This is a genomic window from Kitasatospora sp. NPDC094028 (assembly GCF_049543595.1).
Taxonomy (GTDB): Bacteria; Actinomycetota; Actinomycetes; order Streptomycetales; family Streptomycetaceae; genus Kitasatospora.
Genome location: NZ_JBMVFA010000008.1, coordinates 96,955 through 117,914 on the forward strand (window position 1 = coordinate 96,955; position 20,960 = coordinate 117,914).

22 protein-coding genes are annotated in these 20,960 nt (G+C 73.2%); 18 read left to right on the forward strand and 4 right to left on the reverse strand.

Annotated features, from left to right (window positions below; all coding sequences use genetic code 11):
• The first annotated feature begins 25 nt into the window (after positions 1–25).
• The 11 genes from rplT to ACPC54_RS15225 all read left to right on the forward strand — a co-directional run bounded on the left by rplT (position 26) and on the right by ACPC54_RS15225 (position 10,859).
• Positions 26–421 (forward strand): 50S ribosomal protein L20, encoded by a 396-nt coding sequence (gene rplT, locus ACPC54_RS15175; RefSeq protein WP_030055649.1) that lies wholly within the window; start codon positions 26–28, stop codon positions 419–421.
• Between the two features lie 103 nt (positions 422–524).
• Positions 525–1,391 carry a TrmH family RNA methyltransferase gene (locus ACPC54_RS15180; RefSeq protein ID WP_498965115.1) on the forward strand — a complete coding sequence of 289 codons (867 nt, stop codon included), beginning with the start codon at positions 525–527 and terminating at the stop codon, positions 1,389–1,391.
• 164 nt (positions 1,392–1,555) lie between these two features.
• Positions 1,556–2,659 (forward strand): sensor histidine kinase, encoded by a 1,104-nt coding sequence (locus tag ACPC54_RS15185; RefSeq protein WP_498965116.1) that lies wholly within the window; start codon positions 1,556–1,558, stop codon positions 2,657–2,659.
• A gap of 72 nt (positions 2,660–2,731) precedes the next feature.
• Complete coding sequence (locus ACPC54_RS15190) at positions 2,732–2,878, forward strand: hypothetical protein (protein WP_498965118.1); 147 nt, start codon at positions 2,732–2,734, stop codon at positions 2,876–2,878.
• A gap of 134 nt (positions 2,879–3,012) precedes the next feature.
• A complete protein-coding gene (gene pheS / locus ACPC54_RS15195; RefSeq protein WP_498965120.1) occupies positions 3,013–4,134 on the forward strand; it encodes a phenylalanine--tRNA ligase subunit alpha in 1,122 nt (373 codons plus the stop codon).
• Positions 4,134–6,635 (forward strand): phenylalanine--tRNA ligase subunit beta, encoded by a 2,502-nt coding sequence (gene pheT, locus ACPC54_RS15200; RefSeq protein ID WP_498965122.1) that lies wholly within the window; start codon positions 4,134–4,136, stop codon positions 6,633–6,635. The genes pheS and pheT overlap by 1 nt, the downstream gene beginning before the upstream one ends.
• Positions 6,636–6,743: 108 nt before the next feature.
• Positions 6,744–7,181, forward strand: coding sequence for a GntR family transcriptional regulator (locus ACPC54_RS15205; protein WP_498965124.1), 438 nt, complete (start codon positions 6,744–6,746; stop codon positions 7,179–7,181).
• Complete coding sequence (locus tag ACPC54_RS15210; protein ID WP_498965126.1) at positions 7,181–8,113, forward strand: ATP-binding cassette domain-containing protein; 933 nt, start codon at positions 7,181–7,183, stop codon at positions 8,111–8,113. The genes ACPC54_RS15205 and ACPC54_RS15210 overlap by 1 nt, the downstream gene beginning before the upstream one ends.
• Positions 8,110–9,075: an ABC-2 membrane transporter-related protein gene (locus ACPC54_RS15215; RefSeq protein ID WP_498965128.1), complete on the forward strand. Its 966-nt coding sequence runs from the start codon at positions 8,110–8,112 to the stop codon at positions 9,073–9,075. Before ACPC54_RS15210 ends, ACPC54_RS15215 begins: the two co-directional genes overlap by 4 nt.
• A gap of 118 nt (positions 9,076–9,193) precedes the next feature.
• Entirely contained in the window at positions 9,194–10,039 is an 846-nt protein-coding gene (locus ACPC54_RS15220) for a chitosanase (RefSeq protein WP_498965129.1), read from the forward strand.
• A gap of 88 nt (positions 10,040–10,127) precedes the next feature.
• Positions 10,128–10,859, forward strand: a complete 732-nt coding sequence (locus ACPC54_RS15225) for a DUF7873 family protein (RefSeq protein ID WP_498965131.1) — start codon at positions 10,128–10,130, stop codon at positions 10,857–10,859.
• A gap of 411 nt (positions 10,860–11,270) precedes the next feature.
• Here ACPC54_RS15225 and ACPC54_RS15230 read toward each other — a convergent pair whose 3' ends face one another.
• Complete coding sequence (locus ACPC54_RS15230; protein ID WP_498965133.1) at positions 11,271–12,140, reverse strand: 3-hydroxybutyryl-CoA dehydrogenase; 870 nt, start codon at positions 12,138–12,140, stop codon at positions 11,271–11,273.
• A gap of 284 nt (positions 12,141–12,424) precedes the next feature.
• Between ACPC54_RS15230 and ACPC54_RS15235 the strand changes: the two genes are divergently transcribed.
• On the forward strand, positions 12,425–13,243 hold the full coding sequence (locus ACPC54_RS15235; RefSeq protein WP_498965135.1) for an SDR family NAD(P)-dependent oxidoreductase: 819 nt from the start codon (positions 12,425–12,427) through the stop codon (positions 13,241–13,243).
• Positions 13,244–13,288: 45 nt separating this feature from the next.
• Here the strand turns inward: ACPC54_RS15235 and ACPC54_RS15240 are convergent, their stop codons facing one another.
• Complete coding sequence (locus tag ACPC54_RS15240) at positions 13,289–14,191, reverse strand: polysaccharide deacetylase family protein (protein ID WP_498965137.1); 903 nt, start codon at positions 14,189–14,191, stop codon at positions 13,289–13,291.
• A gap of 225 nt (positions 14,192–14,416) precedes the next feature.
• Between ACPC54_RS15240 and ACPC54_RS15245 the strand changes: the two genes are divergently transcribed.
• The 3 genes from ACPC54_RS15245 (at position 14,417) to ACPC54_RS15255 (ending at position 16,517) form a co-directional block, all read left to right on the forward strand.
• The gene (locus ACPC54_RS15245) at positions 14,417–15,301 is read left to right on the forward strand and encodes an SAM-dependent methyltransferase (protein ID WP_498965139.1); all 885 of its coding nucleotides are present in this window, start codon (positions 14,417–14,419) and stop codon (positions 15,299–15,301) included.
• A 97-nt stretch (positions 15,302–15,398) separates the two neighbouring features.
• Complete coding sequence (locus ACPC54_RS15250; protein ID WP_498965141.1) at positions 15,399–15,953, forward strand: HD domain-containing protein; 555 nt, start codon at positions 15,399–15,401, stop codon at positions 15,951–15,953.
• Between the two features lie 51 nt (positions 15,954–16,004).
• Positions 16,005–16,517, forward strand: coding sequence for an FBP domain-containing protein (locus ACPC54_RS15255; RefSeq protein ID WP_498965143.1), 513 nt, complete (start codon positions 16,005–16,007; stop codon positions 16,515–16,517).
• Positions 16,518–16,529: 12 nt separating this feature from the next.
• Here the strand turns inward: ACPC54_RS15255 and ACPC54_RS15260 are convergent, their stop codons facing one another.
• Both ACPC54_RS15260 and ACPC54_RS15265 read right to left on the reverse strand, forming a co-directional pair.
• The gene (locus tag ACPC54_RS15260) at positions 16,530–16,904 is read right to left on the reverse strand and encodes an RNA-binding S4 domain-containing protein (RefSeq protein ID WP_045701591.1); all 375 of its coding nucleotides are present in this window, start codon (positions 16,902–16,904) and stop codon (positions 16,530–16,532) included.
• A gap of 53 nt (positions 16,905–16,957) precedes the next feature.
• Entirely contained in the window at positions 16,958–17,362 is a 405-nt protein-coding gene (locus ACPC54_RS15265) for a VOC family protein (RefSeq protein WP_498965147.1), read from the reverse strand.
• A gap of 82 nt (positions 17,363–17,444) precedes the next feature.
• Between ACPC54_RS15265 and ACPC54_RS15270 the strand changes: the two genes are divergently transcribed.
• The 3 genes from ACPC54_RS15270 (at position 17,445) to argJ (ending at position 20,946) form a co-directional block, all read left to right on the forward strand.
• On the forward strand, positions 17,445–18,653 hold the full coding sequence (locus ACPC54_RS15270; protein WP_498965149.1) for a methyltransferase: 1,209 nt from the start codon (positions 17,445–17,447) through the stop codon (positions 18,651–18,653).
• A 98-nt stretch (positions 18,654–18,751) separates the two neighbouring features.
• Positions 18,752–19,780 carry an N-acetyl-gamma-glutamyl-phosphate reductase gene (gene argC, locus ACPC54_RS15275; RefSeq protein ID WP_498965151.1) on the forward strand — a complete coding sequence of 343 codons (1,029 nt, stop codon included), beginning with the start codon at positions 18,752–18,754 and terminating at the stop codon, positions 19,778–19,780.
• Entirely contained in the window at positions 19,777–20,946 is a 1,170-nt protein-coding gene (gene argJ, locus ACPC54_RS15280; protein WP_498965153.1) for a bifunctional glutamate N-acetyltransferase/amino-acid acetyltransferase ArgJ, read from the forward strand. The genes argC and argJ overlap by 4 nt, the downstream gene beginning before the upstream one ends.
• The last annotated feature ends 14 nt before the right edge of the window (positions 20,947–20,960 follow it).

The following is a 20,960-nucleotide window of genomic DNA, read 5'->3' on the forward strand; positions in this document are numbered from 1 at the left end:
GTGGTCCAACCCAAGGAGTAATCAAGTGGCACGCGTCAAGCGGGCAGTCAACGCCCACAAGAAGCGCCGGGTCATCCTGGAGCGCGCCAGCGGCTACCGCGGCCAGCGCTCGCGCCTGTACCGCAAGGCCAAGGAGCAGGTCACCCACTCGCTGGTCTACAACTTCAACGACCGCAAGAAGCGCAAGGGCGACTTCCGTCAGCTGTGGATCCAGCGCATCAACGCTGCGGCCCGTGCCAACGGCATCACCTACAACCGCTTCGTGCAGGGCCTGAAGGCCGCCAGCGTCGAGATCGACCGCAAGATGCTGGCCGACCTGGCCGTCAACGACCCGGGTGCGTTCGCCTCCCTGGTCGAGGTCGCCCAGAAGGCGCTGCCGGCCGACGTGAACGCCCCGAAGGCCGCCGCCGACGCCGCCTGATCTTCCGAGATCGGTTGAGCTTCCGACCGGACCCGCAGGCTCGCCTGCGGGTCCGGTTCTGCGTTCCCCTCCTCCAGCTTCAGCGCCTCCAGAGAACGAGACCATGCCGAGCACCGACACCCCCCTGCTGACCTCCCTGCGCTCGCCGCGCGTCGTCGCCGCGCGCCGGCTCGCCAAGCGGAACCAGCGGACCAAGGAGCGCCGCTTCCTGGCCGAGGGCCCGCAGGCCGTCCGGGAGGCCGTCGCCTTCGGCCGGCTGCCGGGGACGGCGGAGCACGCCGTGGTCGAGGTGTACGTGGGCCAGGAGGCCGCCGAGCGGCACGCCGACATCGTCGAGGCCGCGCTCGCCGAGGGCCTGCCGGTGCTGACCGCCACCGACGAGGTGATCGCCGACATCTGCGACACGGTGACCCCGCAGGGCATCGTGGCGCTCTGCCGCTTCATCGACACCCCGTTCGCCGAGGTGCTGAAGGCCCGGCCCAAGCTGGTGGCGATCCTCGCCCACGTGCGCGACCCCGGGAACGCGGGCACCGTGCTGCGCACCGCCGACGCGGCCGGCGCGGACGCCGTGGTGCTCACCGACGCCTCGGTGGACCTCTACAACCCGAAGGCCGTCCGGGCCTCCGTGGGCAGCCTGTTCCACCTGCCGGTGGCGGTCGGCGTGCCGGTCGAGGAGGCGGTCGGCAAGCTGCGCGAGGCGGGCGTGCGGGTGCTCGCCGCGGACGGCGCGGGGGAGCGCGACCTGGACCAGGAGCTCGACGAGGGCACCCTGGGCGCGCCCGGCGCGTGGGTGTTCGGCAACGAGGCGTGGGGGCTCCCGGAGGAGACCCGCGCGCTCACCGACGAGGTCGTGCGGGTGCCCATCCACGGCCACGCCGAGAGCCTCAACCTGGCCACCGCCGCGGCCGTCTGCCTGTACGCCTCGGCGCGGGCGCAGCGTTCGCCCGGCGGCTGCCGGGCCCAGGGCTGAGGCCCGGTCCGGCCGCGCGGGAGGCCGGGGCGGGCGCGCGCGACCAGTACGCCCCACGACGCGCCGGGATCACCCCGTCGCAGGCCCTACTGCCGGGGCCTGCGAGGCGCTAGGGTCTGCCTGAGTGGGGGGAACTGCACGGTGGGTAATCGGGGAGGACACCCATGGTCGGCAGCGGGCCTGAGCTGGACCCGGACGACCTGCCGGACGGCCTGGTGGTCGCCGACGCGCTGGGCCGGGTGGTCGGCTTCAACCGGGCCGCGGCCCGGCTGACCGGCGTGCGACCGGCGGCCGCGCTCGGGCAGCGGCTGGAGGACGTCCTCCCGCTGGAGGACCTGGACGGCCGCCGCTGGTGGCAGCTGACCGACCCGTACGGCGGGCTGGCGATCCGCACCGGGCAGCCGGAGCGCAACCTGCTGCTGCCCGGGGGCCGCGAGGTGCTGGTCTCCGCCCGGTACGTCCGGGTGGCGCCCCGGGGGCCGCTGGAGCGGCTGGTGATCGCGCTGCGCGGCACCGAGGCCCGGCGCCGCACCGAGCGCAGCCACGCCGAGCTGATCGCCACCGTCGCGCACGAGCTGCGCTCCCCGCTGACCAGCGTCAAGGGCTTCACCAAGACGCTGCTGGCCAAGTGGGAGCGGTTCACCGATGGGCAGAAGCGGCTGATGCTGGAGACCGTCGACGCGGACGCCGACCGGGTCACCCGGCTGATCGCCGAGCTGCTGGACATCTCCCGGATCGACGCCGGCCGGCTGGAACTGCGCAAGCAGGTGGTCGATCCGGCGGCGGCGGTGCGCCGGCACGTCGAGCGGACGGTCGCCACCGGCATCCCCGAGGAGCGCTTCGACGTCCGGATCACCGAGCCGCTGACGGTGCTGTGGGCCGACCCGGACAAGCTGGACCAGGTGCTGGCCAACCTGCTGGAAAACGCGGTGCGGCACGGCGAGGGAACTGTCACCATCGAGGTGGCACCGGCCAAGGAGGTCGTCGAGGCGCCCGTCTGGGAGCGCTCCGGCACCCCTCCCCGCATCGTGGAAGGCACAGCGGTCACCGTGAGCGACGAAGGCAGCGGGATCCCCGAGGAGTCGATGCCGCGCGTCTTCACCCGCTTCTGGCGCGGATCCAAGCGCGGCGGCACCGGCCTCGGCCTCTATATCGTCAAGGGCATCGTGGAGGCCCACGGCGGTTCGATCCGGGTCGACCGTGCCCCCGGCGGCGGCGCCCGGTTCCGATTTATCCTGCCCGCCGGCATCCCCGACTTCATGCTCTGAAGGAGCATGAACGACAAGCAGAGCATGCTCTGAAAGAGCATGAACGACAAGCAGAGCATGCTCTGAAGGAGCATGAACGACAAGCAGAGCATGCTGAACGACAAGCAGAGCATGCTCCGACCGGGCTTCGAGGTCCCGCCGGACGGGCTTCACGGCAGCTGCGCTACGCGCTGCGACTACACTCGACCTTTGGCGTTGCGCAACGCCCTGCGCGGCTGAGCCGCGGACACCCACTCCCGTGAGCCTCCGGTGAACGGAGACCGGGCTGCCCGTGCCCCGGCCCCGCCGGGCGTGGCGTGAAGGCGAGCCCCACACACCTGAGCACGGACGAGCAGGAGCACGGGAAGATAGAGATGTCGGCACCCAACAAGTCGTACGACCCGGTCGAGGTCGAGGCCCTCAAGCCCGAGGTGGTGGAGCAGGCGCGGGACGAGGCGATCGCCGCCTTCGCCGCCGCCGGCACCCTGGACGAGCTGAAGCAGGCCAAGGTCGCCCACATCGGCGACCGCTCGGCGCTCTCCCTCGCCAACCGCGAGATCGGCGCCCTTCCCCCGCACGCCAAGGCCGCGGCGGGCAAGCTGATCGGCCAGGCCCGCGGCGCCGTCAACCAGGCCCTGGCCAAGCGCCAGGCCGAGCTGGAGGCGGAGCGGGACGCCCGCGTGCTGGTCGAGGAGGCGGTGGACGTCACCCTGCCGTACGACCGCGCCCCGCGCGGCGCCCGGCACCCGCTGACCACGCTGGCCGAGCGCATCGAGGACACCTTCGTCGCGATGGGCTACCAGGTCGCCGAGGGCCCCGAGGTCGAGGCGGAGTGGCTGAACTTCGACGCCCTCAACCTGGGCCCGGACCACCCGGCCCGCTCGATGCAGGACACCTTCTTCGTCCAGGCCCCGGACGGCTCCGCCGACTCCGGGGTGGTGCTGCGCACCCAGACCTCCCCGGTCCAGGCCCGCACCCTGCTCGACCGCGAGCCCCCCGTGTACGTGGTCTGCCCCGGCCGGGTCTACCGGACGGACGAGCTGGACGCCACCCACACCCCGGTGTTCCGCCAGGTCGAGGGCCTCGCCGTCGACGAGGGCATCACCTTCGCCGACCTCAAGGGCACCATCGAGGTGCTGGTCGAGAAGCTGATCGGCGGCGGCCTGGAGCTGCGCTGGCGCCCGTCGTACTTCCCGTTCACCGAGCCGAGCGCCGAGATCGACCTGCAGTGCTTCGTGTGCCGCGGCGAGAGCGTCGGCAACCCGGACCGGCCGTGCCGGACCTGCTCCTCCGAGGGCTGGATCGAGCTGGGCGGCTGCGGCGTCGTCAACCCGCGGGTGCTGGTCGCCTGCGGTGTCGACCCGAACCGCTACAGCGGGTTCGCCTTCGGCCTGGGCCTGGAGCGGATCCTGATGAATCGTCACAACGTCGCCGACATGCGCGACATGGTCGAGGGTGACGTGCGCTTCACCCTTCCGTTCGGGATGGAGATCTGATGCGCGTCCCGCTTTCCTGGCTGCGCGAGTACGTCGACCTGCCGGCCGGCGAGACCGGCCGTGACGTGGCGGAGCGCCTGGTCCGGGCCGGGCTGGAGGTCGAGACCGTCGAGCAGCTCGGCGCCGACCTCAAGGGCCCGCTGGTGGTCGGCGAGGTGCTGTCCATCGAGGAGCTGTCCGGCTTCAAGAAGCCGATCCGGCACTGCTTCGTCAACGTCGGCGACGCCAACGGCACCGGCGAGCCGCAGGAGATCGTCTGCGGCGCGACCAACTTCGCGGTCGGCGACAAGGTCGTGGTCGTGCTCCCCGGCGCCGTGCTGCCCGGCCCGTTCCCGATCGCGGCCCGCAAGACCTACGGCCAGACCTCGGCCGGCATGATCTGCTCCGCCCGCGAGCTGGGCATGGGCGACGACCACAACGGCATCATCGTGCTGCCGCCGGAGTTCGAGCCCGGCACCGACGCCATCGAGCTGCTGCAGCTGGTCGACGACGTGCTGGACATCGCCGTCACCCCGGACCGCGGCTACTGCCTGTCCATGCGCGGCGTGGCCCGCGAGGCCGCCGCCGCGTACGGGCTGCCGCTGGCCGACCCGGCGCTGCTCGACGTGCCGCCGGCGAACTCCTTCGGCTACCTGGTGAAGGTCAACGACCCGGCCGGCTGCGACCGCTTCGTCGCCCGCACCGTCGTCGGCGTCGACCCGAACGCCAAGTCCCCGATCTGGCTGCAGCGCCGCCTGCAGAAGTCGGGCATCCGCCCGATCTCGCTGACCGTCGACATCACCAACTACGTGATGCTGGAGGTCGGCCAGCCGCTGCACGCCTACGACAAGCAGCGCGTGGACGGCCCGATCACGGTCCGCCGGGCGGAGCAGGGCGAGACCCTGACCACCCTGGACGGCGTCGAGCGCAAGCTGGCCGCCGAGGACCTGCTGATCTGCGACAACAGCGGCCCGATCGGGCTGGCCGGCGTCATGGGCGGCGCCTCCACCGAGATCCTCGACCCGGCCGCCGGCCCGGGCACCACCGAGGTGATCATCGAGGCGGCGCACTTCGACCCGGTCGCGATCGCCCGCTCCGCCAAGCGGCACAAGCTGCCCTCCGAGGCGTCCAAGCGCTTCGAGCGCGGCGTCGACCCGGAGGCCGCCCGCGCCGCCGCACAGCGCGCCGTCGACCTGCTGGTGCTGATCGCCGGCGGCACCGCCGAGGCCGGTGTCACCGACATCGCCGCCCCGCACCCGGTGCGCACCATCACCATCGCCGCCGACCTGCCCGACCGGGTCGCCGGCACCGAGTACGGCCGCGAGACCGTCACCCGGCGCCTGCAGGAGATCGGCTGCTCGGTCGCGGGCGCCGACGTCCTGGAGGTCACCCCGCCGACCTGGCGGCCCGACCTCACCGACCCGTACGACCTCGCCGAGGAGGTCATCCGGCTGGAGGGCTACGACAACGTCCCCGCCCGGATGCCGAACGTCCCCCCGGGCAAGGGCCTGACCGAGGCCCAGCGCATCCACCGCCGGATCGGCGTGGCGCTGGCCGGGGCCGGCTACGTCGAGGTCAACAACTACCCGTTCCTCGGCGAGCCCGCCTTCGAGGCGCTCGGCCTGGAGCCGGAGGACCGCCGCCGCCGGACCGTCAAGCTGGTCAACCCGCTGAACGACGAGGAGCCGGCGCTGCGCACCACGCTGCTGCCGGGCCTGCTCGGCGCGCTGCGCCGCAACGTCGGCCGGGGCAACACCGACCTGGCGGTCTTCGAGGCCGGCACCGTCTTCCTGCCCAAGGACGAGCTGTCGGTGGCGCCGCGCCCGTCCGTCGACCACCGGCCCAGCGACGCCGAGCTGGCCGAGCTGGACGCCGCGCTGCCGGACCAGCCGCGCCGGATCGCCGTCGCCCTCGCGGGCGAGCGGCTGCCGTCCGGCTGGTGGGGCAAGGGCGACCAGGCCTCCTGGGCGGACGCCGTCGAGGCGGCCCGTACGGTCGCCCGCGCGGCCGGCGTGGAGCTGACCGTCCGCCAGGGGCAGCTCGCGCCCTGGCACCCGGGCCGCTGCGCCGAGCTGGTCGTCGCCGGCACCGACCGGGTGGTCGGCCACGCAGGCGAGCTGCACCCGCGCGTGGTCAAGGCGCTCGGCCTGCCGGCCCGTTCGGCGGCGATGGAGATCGACGTCGACCTGCTGACGGCGGACGGCCCGAAGAAGGTCAACGGCCCGGCCGTGTCCGGCTTCCCGGTCGCCACCCAGGACGTCGCGCTGATCGTCGACACCGCCGTCCCGGCCGCCGAGGTCGAGGCCGCGCTGCGTTCCGGCGCGGGCGAACTGCTGGAGGCCATCCGGCTGTTCGACGTGTTCACCGGTGAGCAGGTCGGCGAGGGCAAGAAGTCGCTCGCGTACGCGCTGCGCTTCCGTGCCGCGGACCGCACGCTGACCGCCGACGAGGCCAGCGCCGCCCGCGAGGCGGCCGTCGCCGAAGCCGTCGCCCGCACCGGCGCGGTGCTGCGCGGCGCCTGATCCCGCAGGGCCCGAGGGCCCCGCCCGGACCGTTCCCCGGTCCGGGCGGGGCCCTTTGCCTTTTCTTGGCTTGACGGCGCGTCATCATCACCACTTAACTCATTAACTATGGAACTAGATAAAGGCGCCGACCAGCCCTCCCCGATCGAGTTCCGCCTGGACCCGGCCTCCGGTGTCCCGACCTACCTGCAGCTCGTGCAGCAGGTCGAACAGGCTTTGCGGATGGGCTGGTTGAGCGAGGGGGACCGGCTGCCCCGGGTGCGCGAGGTGGTCGCCGGCCTGGCGATCAACCCCAACACCGTGCTGAAGGCCTACCGGGAGCTGGAGCACCGCGGCCTGGCGGCCGGCCGCCGGGGCCAGGGGACCTTCGTGCGCGGGCTGCCCGCCGGGGTGGTGCCGCTGCGCGAACGGGCCGCGCTGCGGCGGGGGTTGCTGGACTGGATGCGTTCGGCGCGGGCCGCCGGGCTGGACGAGGGGGGGATGGTCGCGGTGTTCGAGGACGCGCTGCGCGACCTGCGCGAGGGCCGGACCGGGGTGGTGGCGTGATGGCGGCGGACACGGTGATCGACTGCGGCGGGATCGGCAAGCGCTACCGCCGCTCCTGGGCGCTGCGGGACTGCCACCTCGCCGTCCCGGCCGGGCACGTGGTGGCCCTGGTCGGCCCGAACGGCGCCGGCAAGACCACGCTGCTCAGCCTGGCCGCCGGCCTGACCCTGCCCAGCGAGGGCGCGATGACCGTCCTCGGCGACCAGGCCCCCGGCTCGCCCGGGGCCCTGGACCGGATCGGCTTCGTCGCCCAGAACGCGGCGCTCTACCCGGGCCTGCGGGTGCGGGACCTGCTCGCGATCGGCCGCCACCTCAACCGGCGCTGGGACGCCGGCCGGGCGCGCACCCACCTGGAGGGCCTCGGCATCCCGCTGGACCGCAAGTACGGCCGGCTCTCCGGCGGCCAGCAGGCCCAGGTCTCGCTCGCCCTGGCCCTCGCCAAGCGGCCCGAACTCCTGCTGCTCGACGAGCCGTTGGCCGCACTCGACCCGCTTGCCCGGCACGACTTCATGGCCGTGCTGCTCACCGCGGTGGCCGAGGACGGCCTCTCGGTGGTGTTCTCCTCGCACGCCGTCAACGAGCTGGAGCAGACCTGCGACTACCTGGTCGTGCTCACCGGCGGCCGGGTCCAGGTCGCCGGCGAGGTGGACGACCTGCTGGGCGGCCACCGGATGCTCACCGGCCCGACCGCCGAGGCGCAGGCGGTCGCCGAGCGCCTGCCGGTGGTCCGCGACCGCCGGGCCGGAACGCAGTCCCACCTGCTGGTCCGCACCGGCGGCCTGGACGCGCCGGTCTCCGGCGAGTGGCGCCAACAGCGCATCGGCCTGGAGGAGTTGGTGCTCGCCTACCTGCGCGAGCCGGCCGCCTCCGCCCTGCCCGGCCCGCGCGGGGCCGTCCGTCCGAACGAGAACGAGAAGGTCCTGCTGCCGTGAGCTCCACCACCCTCGCCCCGCCGCACTCCGCCGTCCTGCGGGCCGCCGGGCTGCGCCACCGGCCGGCGCTGCTGACCCTGCTCACGGTGATGGCCGCGCTCTCGCTCGCCCTGCTGCTGCACGGCTGGTACCTGCACCAGGGCCTGGACGCCACCGGCGCGGCCTCCTGCGATCCGGCCACCGACGCCTGCCTGGCCAAGTACAAGCAGTTCACCCGCCAGTACGCGGACGGGCTGCTGGAGCTGGACATGGTGTTCTACGTCCTCGGCGGCGCATTCGGCGCGTTCCTCGGCGGCCCGCTGCTGGCCCGGGAGTTCGAGCACGGCACGGTGCGCTTCGCCTGGACCCAGGGCGCCGGGCGGACCCGCTGGACGGCGGGCGGCCTGCTGGTGGCCGGCGGGGCGTTGGTCGTCCTCGCGGCGCTGTTCGGCTGGCTGCTGCTCTGGTGGAGCGAACCGCTGGCCCTCAAGGGCGGGGCGTTCAACCCGGACCTCTTCGTGCTGGCGCCGCCGGTGCTGGCCGGCCGGGTGCTGGTCGCCTTCGGGGCCGCGGCGCTGGCCGGCGCGGTGCTGCGCCGCACGGTGATCGCGGTGGGCCTCGGGATGGCGGCCTCGGTCGCGCTGCCCTTCCTCGCCCAGGCCGTGCGCCCGCACTACATGGCTCCCCTGGAGGAGTCCATGCACACGCTGAACTCCCTGGCGCTGGACGACCGTTGGGTGATCAACGTGTGGTTCTCCGACCCGGCCGGGAAGCGGATCCCCACGGACGACTTCTATCGCCTCGGCGATTCGGGCGCCCACTGGCAGTCGATGCTGCGCGACGGCGGCTACACGGCGCACCAGGTGTACCAGCCGGCCGACCGGTTCTGGCCGTTCCAGTTCATCGAGGCCGGCTGGATGCTGCTGCTCGCCGCGGCGCTGTGCGCGGCGGCGGTCTGGTGGGTGCGGCGCCGGGCGGCCTGACCTGCGCGGATCCGACCGACTTGAAGCAGTTCTGTCAAAACCCTTGCGGGGGCCGGGTGATGGGCGTTTTCCTTCTCGTTAGGAAGGTTTCCTAACCCACCGAGGAACCGGAGCACCCATGCGCTCTCAGTCCCGCCGTGCCCTCCGCATAGCCCTCGCCGCCGCCCTGGTGGCCGCGCCCCTCACGGCCGCGGCCACCGCGGCCGCCGCCCAGTCCGCGCCCGCCGCCGCAACGTCCGTGCAGCTCAAGGGAGTCGGCCTCGACGACCCGCACAAGAAGGACATCGCGATGCAGCTGGTGTCCAGCGCGGAGAACTCCTCGCTGGACTGGAAGGCCCAGTACAAGTACATCGAGGACATCGGCGACGGCCGCGGCTACACCGCCGGCATCATCGGCTTCTGCTCCGGTACCGGGGACATGCTGGACCTGGTCCGGCACTACACCGACCTCAAGCCCGGCAACGTCCTCGCCAAGTACCTGCCGGCGCTGACGAAGGTCAACGGCAGCGCCTCGCACGCCGGCCTCGGCACCCCGTTCGTCAAGGACTGGGCCACCGCCGCCAAGGACCCGGTCTTCCAGCAGGCCCAGAACGACGAGCGCGACCGGGTCTACTTCAACCCCGCCGTCAGCCAGGCCAAGGCCGACGGCCTGCGCGCGCTCGGCCAGTTCGCCTACTACGACGCCATCGTCATGCACGGCCCGGGCAACAGCTCCGACAGCTTCGGCGGCATCCGCGCCGCCGCCATGAAGAAGGCCAGGACGCCCGCCCAGGGCGGCGACGAGGCCACCTACCTCAAGGCCTTCCTGGAGGCCCGCAAGGTCGTCATGAAGAAGGAGGAGGCGCACTCCGACACCAGCCGGGTGGACACCGAGCAGCTGGTCTTCCTCAACGCCGGGAACTTCGACCTCAATCCGCCGCTCAAGTGGAAGGTCTACGGCGACAGTTACAGCATCAACAGCTGACGTCGGGCCATGGGGGCGCCGGGCGGCCGCCCGGCGCCCCGGCTATTTCGCGTGACGTTCGAACGTGCGCGCTGGTAGCGTCCCGGACGTGGCAAAGCTGAATCAGATCATCGCGGTCGAGAAGGGCGTCAAGTCCAAGTCCTTCCAGGAGCTCACCCAGTCCCACCAGGACTTGCAGAAGCCCGCCCTGCTGGCCGGCATCTCCCGGACGTACCAGCCCAAGGACGAGGAGGGCGAGCAGCTCCCGCCCGAGTCCACCCGGGTCCAGGTCAAGGCGGAGGACGTGCTCCGCACCACCGCGGCCACCCTGACCAGGCTGTTCGACGTCACCGCGACCAAGGACTGGGCGAACACCTCCGCCCGGGCGGACGTCGTGGTCGACGGGCGGACGCTGGTCGCCGACGTGCCGGTCTCCTACCTGCTCTTCCTGGAGAAGCAGTTGACGGACCTGCGGACGTTCGTGCGCAAGCTGCCCGTCCTGGACGCCGCCGAGTCCTGGAGCCACGACGCCTCCACGGACTCCTGGAAGACCGAGGCGGTGCGCACCATCCGCACCAAGAAGGTCCCGCGCAACCACGTGAAGGCCGAGGCCACGGAGAAGCACCCGGCGCAGGTCGAGGTGTACTACGAGGACATCGCCGTCGGCTACTGGACGACCGTCAAGTTCTCCGGCGCCCTCCCGGCGCGGCGGGTGAACGAGCTGCTGGAGCGGGTCGAGAAGCTCCAGCAGGCCGTCCAGTTCGCCCGCGAGGAGGCCAACAGCGCCGAGGTCGACGACCGCAGGGTCGGCGACGCGGTGTTCGGCTACCTGTTCGGGTAGCCCCATGATCGCCCCCGTTTGAGCGCGGGGGCGGCGCGAAGAGCGCAAAAGCTGACACTGAAGTTGAAGCTGACATCAGGGAGACAGTGGAGGTTCGATTCCTCCCCCCGGCACCAACTCCCGCCGGGGTAGCCCAAATGGCAGAGGCGCCCTGTGAATCTCAGACTCTCGCTCTAGTCTCAGCATTCGCCGCCGAGCGCCGGATCGACCGGGTGTGTGCTGAAAGCGTCGGATGCGGGTTCGACTCCCGCCTGTGCCTCTCCGCGGCACGGTAGCTTCAATGGCAAAGCGCGACGCTGTGAAACTGACCCACACCCTTAAACGTGCCGGTGCAGAGCAATTGGGTGGCACCTCAGGGGCCCGGGTAGCTGGATACCGCTCCCGGGCCCCGTCACGTTCCTCCGGCCTCCGTCAGACCGTCGCGGTGTAGTCGTAGAAGCCGCGGCCGGACTTGCGGCCCAGCAGGCCGGCGTCGACCATCCGGGACAGCAGCGGGGGAGCGGCGTACAGCGGCTCCTTGTACTCGTCGTACATCGACTCGGCGATCGAGACGATGGTGTCCAGGCCGATCAGGTCGCACAGCCGCAGCGGGCCCATCGGGTGGGCGCAGCCGGCCTCCATGCCCTTGTCGATGTCGGAGGCGGTGGCCACGCCCGACTCGAACATCCGCACCGCGGACAGCAGGTAGGGCACGAGTAGCGCGTTGACCACGAAGCCGGCCCGGTCGCGGGCGCGGATCGGCTCCTTGGCGAGCACCTCGGAGGCGAAGGCCTCGACCCGCTCGGTGGTGGTGGCGGAGGTGGTCAGGGTCGGGATGACCTCGACCAGCTTCTGCACCGGCGCCGGGTTGAAGAAGTGCAGGCCGATGACCTGCTCCGGGCGGGAGGTGGCGGCGGCCAGCTTCACGATCGGGATCGAGGAGGTGTTGGACGCCAGGATCGCGTCGCGGCGCTCGATCACCTGGTCCAGGGTCTGGAAGATCCGGACCTTGATGTCCTCGCGCTCGGCGACCGCCTCGACCACCAGGTCGCGGTCGGCGAAGTCGGACAGGTCGACGGTGAAGGACAGCCGGGACAGCGCCTCGTCCCGCGCCTCGGGGGTCAGCTTGCCGCGCTTGACGGCCGTGTCCAGCGAGTTGGTCAGCCGGGTCCGGCCGAGCTCCAGGGCCTCGCCGCTGGCCTCCGACACCAGGACGTCCAGCCCCGCCCGGGCGAACACCTCGGCGATGCCCGACCCCATGAGGCCGCAGCCCACTACTCCCACGCGCGCGATGTCACTCACTCAGTTGCCCTTCGATGGTGCTGGGGGTCGCCCAGCGACTCGTGGCCCAGCAGGCTCGCTGGTCTCCGGGCCGGTGTACCGGTATGGGTGCACCGGTCACCGCCCCGACGACGTTACTACTCCGTACCGGCCAGTAGGTCACCCCCTCCCCGGAGGAGTGCCAGGTCGCGGGTATCCCCCGAAGGAGTGAGGCGGGCAGCCCGGCGGGTGTGCCCGGGGCCGCGGCCGCCCGGCGGCCGCCAGAATGCCGCAGACGGGGGCCGGGGACGGGAAGGGAGCACGCGGTGCCGACGGGATCGCTGACAGGACAGGTCGCCGTGGTCACCGGCGCGGGCCGGGGCATCGGCCGGGAGATCGCCATCGGCCTGGCGGCCGAGGGCATGGCGGTCGGCCTGGTCGGCCGCACCCACGGGACGCTGACCGAGACGCTCAAGGAGTGCGTCAAGCACGGCGCCCGCGGTGTCGCCGTCACCGCCGACGTCACCCGCCCCGGCGCGGTGCGCGAGGCCGTCCGCGTCGTCGAGCGCGACCTCGGCCCGATCGACCTGCTGGTCAACAACGCCGGCCAGGTCGACCGCGCCGAGGTGCCGATCTGGGAGACCGACGCCAACCAGTGGTGGCAGGTCGTCGAGACCAACCTGCGCGGCCCCTACAACCTGCTGCGCTGCGTGCTGCCCGGCATGGTGGAACGGGGGCGCGGCCGGGTGGTCAACCTCAATTCCGGCTTCGCGCTGCGCCCGGACGGCCACTACACCGCGTACGCCACCTCCAAGGGCGCGCTGCTGCAGCTGTCCGACAACATGGCGGACTCGCTGGCCGGGCACGGCGTCGTCGTCCTCGACATCAGCCCCGGCGCGGTGGCCACCGACATGACCGCCGGGATGCCGATGTTCGAGGGCATGAAGACCTGGGGGTCCATCCCGTACATGGTCGCCGTCACGGTGGACGCCGCCCGCGGCCGCTTCGACGGCCTGCACGGGCGGTTCATCCACGCCGGGCGGGACGACCTGGCGGAGCTGGTCGCCCGGGCCGACGAGATCCGCGAGGCCGACGCCCGGACGCTGCGGCTGCGGCCGTACAAGGACGACGACCCGATGGTCTGACCGGCCGGCCCGGCGCCGCGCCGTCCAGCGCGCGACGGCCCGGCGCTACATGCAGAGCTGGCTCGCGGTCACCGGCTTCAGCCCCGCCTTGCCGAGCCCGTCCAGGATGCCCGGCAGCGCGTCGATCGTGCACTGGTGCCCCATGTGCAGCGCCACCACCGAGCCGCCGCGCACCGAGTCCAGCACCCGGCGCTGCAGCTCGGCGGCGGTCGGGTCGTTGTAGTCGCGCGGGTCGACGTCGAAGGACAGCACGTGCTCGTAGCCCACCGCCTTGGCCTGGTCGCGCACCGTCGCGGTGGCGTACTGGGCGGCGGACGGCCGGAACCAGCGGCCGATCGAGCCGGTGAGCCGCTTCAGCCGGTCCGCGCACTGGGCGATCTCGGCCCGCGCCTGGTCCGGGGTCATCGCGGAGATGTTGAGGTGGTTCTGGGTGTGGTTGCCCAGCTCGTGGCCGCCGTCCAGGATCCGGCGGGCCATCTGTGGCTGCTGGTCCAGCCAGCTGCCGACGACCATCACGGTCACCTTGGCGCCGCGCTGCTCCGCGGCCTCCAGCAGGGCGGTGGCCAGCTTCGGGTCGCCGGCGCCGTGGAAGGTGAGTGCCACGTTCTTGCCGGTGCGCGGGCCGGACACCACCTCGAACGGCGTGCCGGCGGCGAGCGGCGGCAGCACCGGCGGGGTCGGCGGCCCGGACGGCTGGGCGGACGCGGCCGCCTCCGTGGACTGTGCCTCGGGCGAGGCGGCCGGCGCGGCGGAGGCCGGGCCCTCGCCGCCGCCCCAGGCCGGGTCGGTGGTGTGCGTCGGATCGACGCTGCCGGGGTGCGCGGCGAGCGCCCCGGTGTCGGAGCGGCGGCGGTCGCCGCTGCCGCAGGAGGTGAGGAGGCCGCCGGCGGCGGACAGGGCGGCGAGCTTGGCGGCGGTGCGCAGTACGGTGCGTCGGTCGGCAGTCATCGGCAGCCAGCATAGAGACGGCCGGCGGGTGGAGCGATCCGGGGCGAGGTGGGCGTGGCGGCGTCCGCGCACCATCTTTGACGTGCACACATTCGGTGCTGTGAGGGTTGCAGGAACCTGAACTCCCGCTGTTTCCAAGGAAAGTCCTTGGATACGATCGCGGCGCACCGCGCGTAGAGCGGCGGTGCCGACACTTCCGGCGTTGAGCACAGGGGGCGGAACGAGATGTACGAGGACACCGCGGCCGTCGACCAGGACACCGGCACCGACTGGGAATGGGCGAGAGCCGACGACTGGCAGCCGCCCAGCGAACTCGACACCGGCACCCCGCACACCGCCCGGATGTACGACTACTACCTCGGGGGCAAGGACAACTTCGAGGCCGACCGCACCGCCGCCCAGGCCGCCATCGCCGCCTACCCGGCGCTGCCGCTGCTCGCCCGCACCAACCGCCAGTTCCTCGGCCGCGCCGTCGAGTTCGTGGCCGGGCAGGGCGTGCGCCAGTTCATCGACATCGGCACCGGCATCCCGGCGGTCGGCTCCACCAGCGAGGTCGCCCGGCGGGTCGCCCCGGACGCCGACGTGGTGTACGTGGACAACGACCCGATCGTCGCCACCCACGCCCGGGCCCGGGTGGCCGGCCAGCCGCGCGGACGCACCTCGGTGGTCGAGGCCGACCTGCGGGACCCGGCCGCGATCCTGCGCGACCCGGCCGTGGGCGCCACCATCGACCTCTCCCAGCCGGTCGGCCTGATGCTGGTCGCCGTCCTGCACTTCATCCGCGACGAGGAGGGCGCCCAGCACATCGTGCGGACCCTGCGCGAGGCGCTCGCCCCCGGCAGTGCCCTGATCCTCTCCCACGGCAGCCCCGACTTCGCCACCCGGGAGAGCGCCGCCGCGGGGGTGCGGATCTACCGCGGGGCCAGCTCCCCGCTCGTCCTGCGCCCGCGCGGCGACGTCGAGCCGTTCTTCGGCGACTTCGAGTTCGCCGGCCCCGGCCTCGTCCAACTCCCGCTCTGGCGCCCGACCGCCGGGCACGTCCGCACCGCCGACCTGCCCGAGGGCTGGCAGGAGGTCTCCGCGTACGCGGGCGTCGCCTTCAAGCGCTGAGCGGCCGCGGTCCCGGCGCCCCCTCCACACCGGGACCGCTTCCCGCACACTACGGTCGGGCACTGACAGGCCCGGGCGCGCACGGTTACCCTGCCGCGTGACCACCACCCTGCCCCCGCTGCCGCCCGAGGCCGCCGAGCTGCTGGCGCAGGCCGGCGCCCCGCCCCGGCTCCTCGCCCACCTCGCGCTGGTCCACGAGGTCGCCGAGCTGATCGCCGGGTTCTGCGAGCGCCAGGGCCTGCCGTTCGACCGCGAGGCCGTGCTGTTCGGCGCCGCCACCCACGACATCGGCAAGACCGTCCACCCCGAGGAGCTGACCGCCCCCGGCAGCGCGCACGAGCCCGCCGGGTACGCGCTGCTGCGCGCCCGCGGCGTCCCCGAGCGGCTGGCCCGCTTCGCCGGCGGCCACGGCCGGTGGGACGGGCCCGGCACCACCGTCGAGGACCTGCTGGTGAGCCTCGCCGACAAGGCGTGGAAGAACAAGCGGGTCCGCGACCTGGAGGACCGCGTGGTCGAGCGGCTCGCCGCCGCCACCGGGCAGCAGCCCTGGGAGGCCTTCCTGGCGCTGGACGACCTTCTCACCGGGATCGGCGAGGACGCCCCGCGGCGGCTCGCCGTGCAGGCGGCGCATCCGGTCCGAACCGTGCCGTAGCGCCAGAAAATGCCGCGACAGGCCGGGGCCGGCGGTGCTAGCTTCCGCGGCATGGAAGCCGTCACCGAGACCGAGATCCGCGCGTCCTTCGTCAACTGCTCGAAGGGCGAGGCGCGTCGGCTCAGCCTGCCCCGGGGTCTGGCCGAACTGCCCTGGGAGCACCTGGACTTCCTCGGCTGGCGGGACCAGGGCGCGCCGGACCGCGGCTACCTGGTGGCGCCGTACGGCGGCGAACTGGTCGGGGTGACGCTCCGGGTGCCGACCGTCCGGCGCAGCCTGACCAGGACGAACGTCTGCTCGCTGTGCATCACCGCGCACGCCGGCGCCGGCGTCGCACTGCTGGCCGCCCGCCGCGCCGGGGTGGCCGGGCGGGAGGGCAACACCGTGGGCACCTACGTCTGCGCGGACCTCGCCTGCTCGCTGTACGTCCGCGGGCTGAAGAAGTCCGCCCTGGTCAGCCGGCCCACCGAGTCGCTGTCCCCGGAGGAGCAGGTCGCCCGCACGGTGGCCAACCTGGACGGCTTCCTGGCCCGGGTGCTCGGCGCCGCCGACGCCGCGGCGTAGCCCCCCGGTCGCTCACCGCCCGCGCAGTCCGTCCAGCTCGCGCCGCTCCCGCTTGGTCGGGCGGCCCGCGCCGCGGTCGCGCTCGGCGACCTTGGGGGCGAACTCGCGCGGCGGCCGCGGCGGGCTGTTGTCGACCAGGCACTCCGCGGCCACGGCCGCACCGACCCGCTTGCGGATCAGCTTCTGCACCACGACGACCCGCTCGTACCCCTCCTCGCGGACCCGGACCTCGTCCCCGGGCCGCAGCGTCTGCGCGGGCTTGGCCCGTTCGCCGTTCACCCGCACGTGCCCGGCCTTGCAGGCGGCGGACGCCAGCGCGCGCGTCTTGGCCAGCCGGACCGACCAGATCCAGGCGTCCACCCGTACGGGTCCCTCGTGTTCAGCCATCCTCGGAGCCTATGCGACGCACGGACGGAGGGCCGGGCCCGGCCGGGGGCGCGTCAGGCGAGAGCCGGCGCCTCCTGGACGGCCCAGCCGTTGCCGTCCGGGTCGTTGAAGAACACGAAGCTGTTCCACGCCTCCCCGTGTCCGTCGACCCGGGCACCCGCCTCGAAGTGCTGCACCGGGCTGACCGCCACGCCCCGCGCGGCGAGTTCGGCGTGGGCCTTCTCGATGTCGGCCACCACCAGCTGGAGCCCCTTCACGGAGCCGGGCGGTGAGTCGATGACCCCGGTCCCGACCACGATCGAGCAGCGCGAGCCCGGGGGAGTCAGCTGGACGACCCGGACGCCGTCGCGCAGCCGGGTGTCGTGGTCGACCGTGAAGCCGGCCTGCTCCTCGTAGAACCGCTTCGCCCGGTCCACGTCGGACACCGGGACCACCACGACTTCGAGCTTCCAGTCCATTGCCCTCACCCCTCTCGGTCGGGCCCTTCCAGTATCCGCCGAAACGGTTCTCCGCCGACCCGTCCGATAGCCTGAGAACACGATGAATCCCGAGAGCACCGCCGCCGCGACCCCGTTCACCACCCCGTGGGGCGCCTTCCACCTCACCCGGCACCCCGAGGACCCCCGCGAGCGGCTGCGCGCCTGGGACGCCGCCGACGACTACCTGCTGCGCCACCTCGCCGGGGAGGCCGACAGCGCCGGCGCCGCGACCGAGCTGGCCGGCCGCCGGATCGCCGTGCTCGGCGACCGTTGGGGCGCGCTGACCACCGTGCTGACCAGCGCGCTCGCGCCGGACCGGCCGGTCCAGATCGGGGACTCGCACCTCGGCCGGCTCGCCACCCGCGCCAACCTGGCCCGGGCCGGCGCCGTCGTCGACGAGACCCGGCTGCTGACCACCCGGGACGCCCCGCCGGAGCGGATCGACGTGCTGTTGGTGCGGGTGCCCAAGAGCCTGGCGCTGCTGGAGGACCAGCTGCACCGGCTCGCCCCCGCCGTCCACCCGGGCACCGTGGTGATCGGCGCCGGCATGGTCACCGAGATCCACACCTCCACCCTGGAGCTGTTCGAGAGGATCCTCGGCCCGACCCGCACCTCGCTGGCCGTCCGCAAGGCCCGGCTGATCCTCTGCACGCCCGACCCGGCGCTCACCCCCGGCCCCAGCCCGTGGCCGCACCGCTACGCGCTGCCGACCGACATCGGCCCCGCCGCCGGCCGGACGGTGGTCAACCACGCCGGCACCTTCTGCGCCGAGCGCCTCGACATCGGCACCCGCTTCTTCCTGGCCCACCTGCCGACCCCCGCCCCCGGCGACCGGGTGGTGGACCTCGGCTGCGGCAACGGCGTGGTCGGCACGGCCGCCGCGCTGGCCGGCCCGGGCGCGGAGCTGGTCTTCGTGGACGAGTCCTACCAGGCGGTGGCCTCCGCCGAGGAGACCTTCCGCACCAACCTGGGCCCGGACGCCCCGGCCGAGTTCCTGACCGCCGACGCGCTCGACCCGGCGGCGTTCGCCCCAGGCTCGGTGGACCTGGTGCTCAACAACCCGCCGTTCCACTCCCACCAGGCCACCACCGACGCCACCGCCTGGCGGATGTTCACCGGCGCCCGCCGGGCGCTGCGCCCCGGCGGCGAGCTGTGGGTGGTCGGCAACCGGCATCTCGGCTACCACGTCAAGCTGCGCCGGCTCTTCGGCAACTGCAAGCTCGTGGCGGGCAACCCGAAGTTCGTGGTGCTGCGCGCGGTCAAGCGCTGACCGTCCACCAGGCCCTGGCCGGAGGCGGCCCCGCCGCGGACTCCTTGCATGAATTTTCTGCCGCACGTATATTCATGCCAAGACGAAGGAGGAACGCCATGGCATTGCGAGTCGCCGTCGCCGGCGCGAGCGGGTACGCGGGCGGTGAGGTGCTGCGCCTGCTGCTCGGCCACCCGGAGGTGGAGATCGGGGCGCTGACCGGCGGCTCGAACGCGGGCACCCGGCTGGGCGAGCTCCAGCCGCACCTGTGGCCGCTCGCCGACCGCGTCCTCGAACCCACCACCCCCGAGGTGCTGGCCGACCACGACGTGGTGTTCCTGGCGCTGCCGCACGGCCGGTCCGCCGCCGTCGCCGAGGCGCTCGGTCCGAACGTCCTGGTCGTCGACTGCGGTGCCGACTTCCGGCTCCGGGCCGCCGCCGACTGGGAGCAGTTCTACGGCTCCGCGCACGCCGGCACCTGGCCCTACGGGCTGCCCGAACTCCCCGGCCACCGCGCCGCGTTGAAGGGCAGCAACCGGATCGCCGTGCCCGGCTGCTACCCGACCGCCGTCTCCCTCGCGCTGTTCCCGGCGTACGCCGCGGGCCTGGCCGAGCCGGAGGCCGTCGTGGTCGCCGCCTCCGGCACCTCCGGCGCCGGCAAGGCCGCCAAGCCCCACCTGCTGGGCAGCGAGGTGATGGGCAGCGTCAGCCCGTACGGCGTCGGCGGCGTGCACCGGCACACCCCGGAGATGGCCCAGAACCTGACCCCGGTCGCGGGCGAGACGGTCACCGTCTCCTTCACCCCCACCCTCGTCCCGATGCCGCGCGGCATCCTCGCCACCTGCTCCGCCAAGGCGAAGCCGGGCGTGACCGCCGAGAGCCTGCGCGCCGCCTACGCCGAGGCGTTCGACGGCGAGCCCTTCGTCCACCTGCTGCCCGAGGGCCAGTGGCCGCAGACCAGCAGCGTGTACGGCGCCAACACCGCGCTGGTGCAGGTCGCCCTGGACGCCACCGCCGGGCGGATCATCGCGATCAGCGCGATCGACAACCTGGTCAAGGGCACCGCCGGCGGCGCGGTGCAGAGCATGAACATCGCCCTCGGCCTGCCCGAGGAGCTCGGCCTTCCCGTGAACGGAGTCGCACCGTGACCACCCCCAACACCGGCGTGACCGCCGCCAAGGGCTTCCGGGCCGCCGGCATCACCGCCGGCATCAAGGCCTCCGGCACCCCGGACCTCGCCCTGGTGGTGAACGAGGGCCCCTCGCTCGCCGCGGCCGGCGTCTTCACCGCGAACCGGGTCAAGGCCGCGCCCGTCCTCTGGTCCGAGCAGGTCCTCAAGGGCGGCCGGGTCTCCGCCGTCGTCCTCAACTCCGGTGGCGCCAACGCCTGCACCGGCCCGCTCGGCTTCCAGGACACCCACGCCACCGCGGAGCAGGTCGCCGCCGAGCTGGAGCTCAACGCGGGCGAGGTCGCCGTCGCCTCCACCGGCCTGATCGGCGTCCGGCTGCCGATGGACCTCCTGCTGCCCGGCGTCACCACGGCCGCGCGGGAGCTCAGCGCGACCGGCGGCGAGGCCGCCGCGATCGCCATCAAGACCACCGACACCGTGCACAAGACCGCCCAGGTCACCAGCCCGGCCGGCTGGACGGTCGGCGGCATGGCCAAGGGCGCGGGCATGCTCGCCCCGAGCCTGGCCACCATGCTGGTGGTCCTCACCACCGACGCCGACGTCGACGCCGCCGGCCTGGACGCCGCGCTGCGCGGCGCCACCCGCACCACCTTCGACCGGATCGACTCCGACGGCTGCATGTCGACCAACGACACCGTGCTGCTGCTCGCCTCCGCCGCCTCCGGCACCGCCCCGGACGCGGCCGAGTTCGCCGAGGCCGTCCGCGCGGTCAGCGCCGACCTGGCCCGGCAGCTGATCGGCGACGCCGAGGGCGCGAGCAAGGAGATCCGGATCGACGTCACCGGCGCCGCCACCGAGGACGAGGCGGTCGAGGTGGCCCGGACGATCAGCCGCAACAACCTGCTCAAGTGCGCCATCCACGGCGAGGACCCCAACTGGGGCCGGGTGCTGGCCGCGATCGGCACCACCGCCGCCGCCTTCGACCCGAACGAGCTCGACGTCGCCATCAACGGCGTCTGGGTCTGCAAGTCCGGTGGCGTGGGCGAGGACCGCGACCTGGTGGACATGAAGGGCCGCGAGGTCGTCATCACCGCGAACCTCAACGCCGGTACGGCGAGCGCCTCGCTGTGGACCAACGACCTCACCGCCGACTACGTCCACGAGAACAGCGCCTACTCCACCTGATATCCGAGCCAGGG

What these genes read in the sequence shown, in the direction of transcription:
- ACPC54_RS15180 (WP_498965115.1), top strand. Translation starts at nt 525, where the DNA reads ATGCCGAGCACCGACACCCCCCTGCTGACCTCCCTGCGCTCGCCGCGC.
- ACPC54_RS15185 (WP_498965116.1), top strand. Translation starts at nt 1,556, where the DNA reads ATGGTCGGCAGCGGGCCTGAGCTGGACCCGGACGACCTGCCGGACGGC.
- ACPC54_RS15190 (WP_498965118.1), top strand. Translation starts at nt 2,732, where the DNA reads ATGAACGACAAGCAGAGCATGCTGAACGACAAGCAGAGCATGCTCCGA.
- pheS (WP_498965120.1), top strand. Translation starts at nt 3,013, where the DNA reads ATGTCGGCACCCAACAAGTCGTACGACCCGGTCGAGGTCGAGGCCCTC.
- pheT (WP_498965122.1), top strand. Translation starts at nt 4,134, where the DNA reads ATGCGCGTCCCGCTTTCCTGGCTGCGCGAGTACGTCGACCTGCCGGCC.
- ACPC54_RS15205 (WP_498965124.1), top strand. Translation starts at nt 6,744, where the DNA reads ATGGAACTAGATAAAGGCGCCGACCAGCCCTCCCCGATCGAGTTCCGC.
- ACPC54_RS15210 (WP_498965126.1), top strand. Translation starts at nt 7,181, where the DNA reads ATGGCGGCGGACACGGTGATCGACTGCGGCGGGATCGGCAAGCGCTAC.
- ACPC54_RS15220 (WP_498965129.1), top strand. Translation starts at nt 9,194, where the DNA reads ATGCGCTCTCAGTCCCGCCGTGCCCTCCGCATAGCCCTCGCCGCCGCC.
- ACPC54_RS15240 (WP_498965137.1), bottom strand. Translation starts at nt 14,191, where the DNA reads ATGACTGCCGACCGACGCACCGTACTGCGCACCGCCGCCAAGCTCGCC.
- ACPC54_RS15245 (WP_498965139.1), top strand. Translation starts at nt 14,417, where the DNA reads ATGTACGAGGACACCGCGGCCGTCGACCAGGACACCGGCACCGACTGG.
- ACPC54_RS15255 (WP_498965143.1), top strand. Translation starts at nt 16,005, where the DNA reads ATGGAAGCCGTCACCGAGACCGAGATCCGCGCGTCCTTCGTCAACTGC.
- ACPC54_RS15260 (WP_045701591.1), bottom strand. Translation starts at nt 16,904, where the DNA reads ATGGCTGAACACGAGGGACCCGTACGGGTGGACGCCTGGATCTGGTCG.
- ACPC54_RS15265 (WP_498965147.1), bottom strand. Translation starts at nt 17,362, where the DNA reads ATGGACTGGAAGCTCGAAGTCGTGGTGGTCCCGGTGTCCGACGTGGAC.
- ACPC54_RS15270 (WP_498965149.1), top strand. Translation starts at nt 17,445, where the DNA reads ATGAATCCCGAGAGCACCGCCGCCGCGACCCCGTTCACCACCCCGTGG.
- argC (WP_498965151.1), top strand. Translation starts at nt 18,752, where the DNA reads ATGGCATTGCGAGTCGCCGTCGCCGGCGCGAGCGGGTACGCGGGCGGT.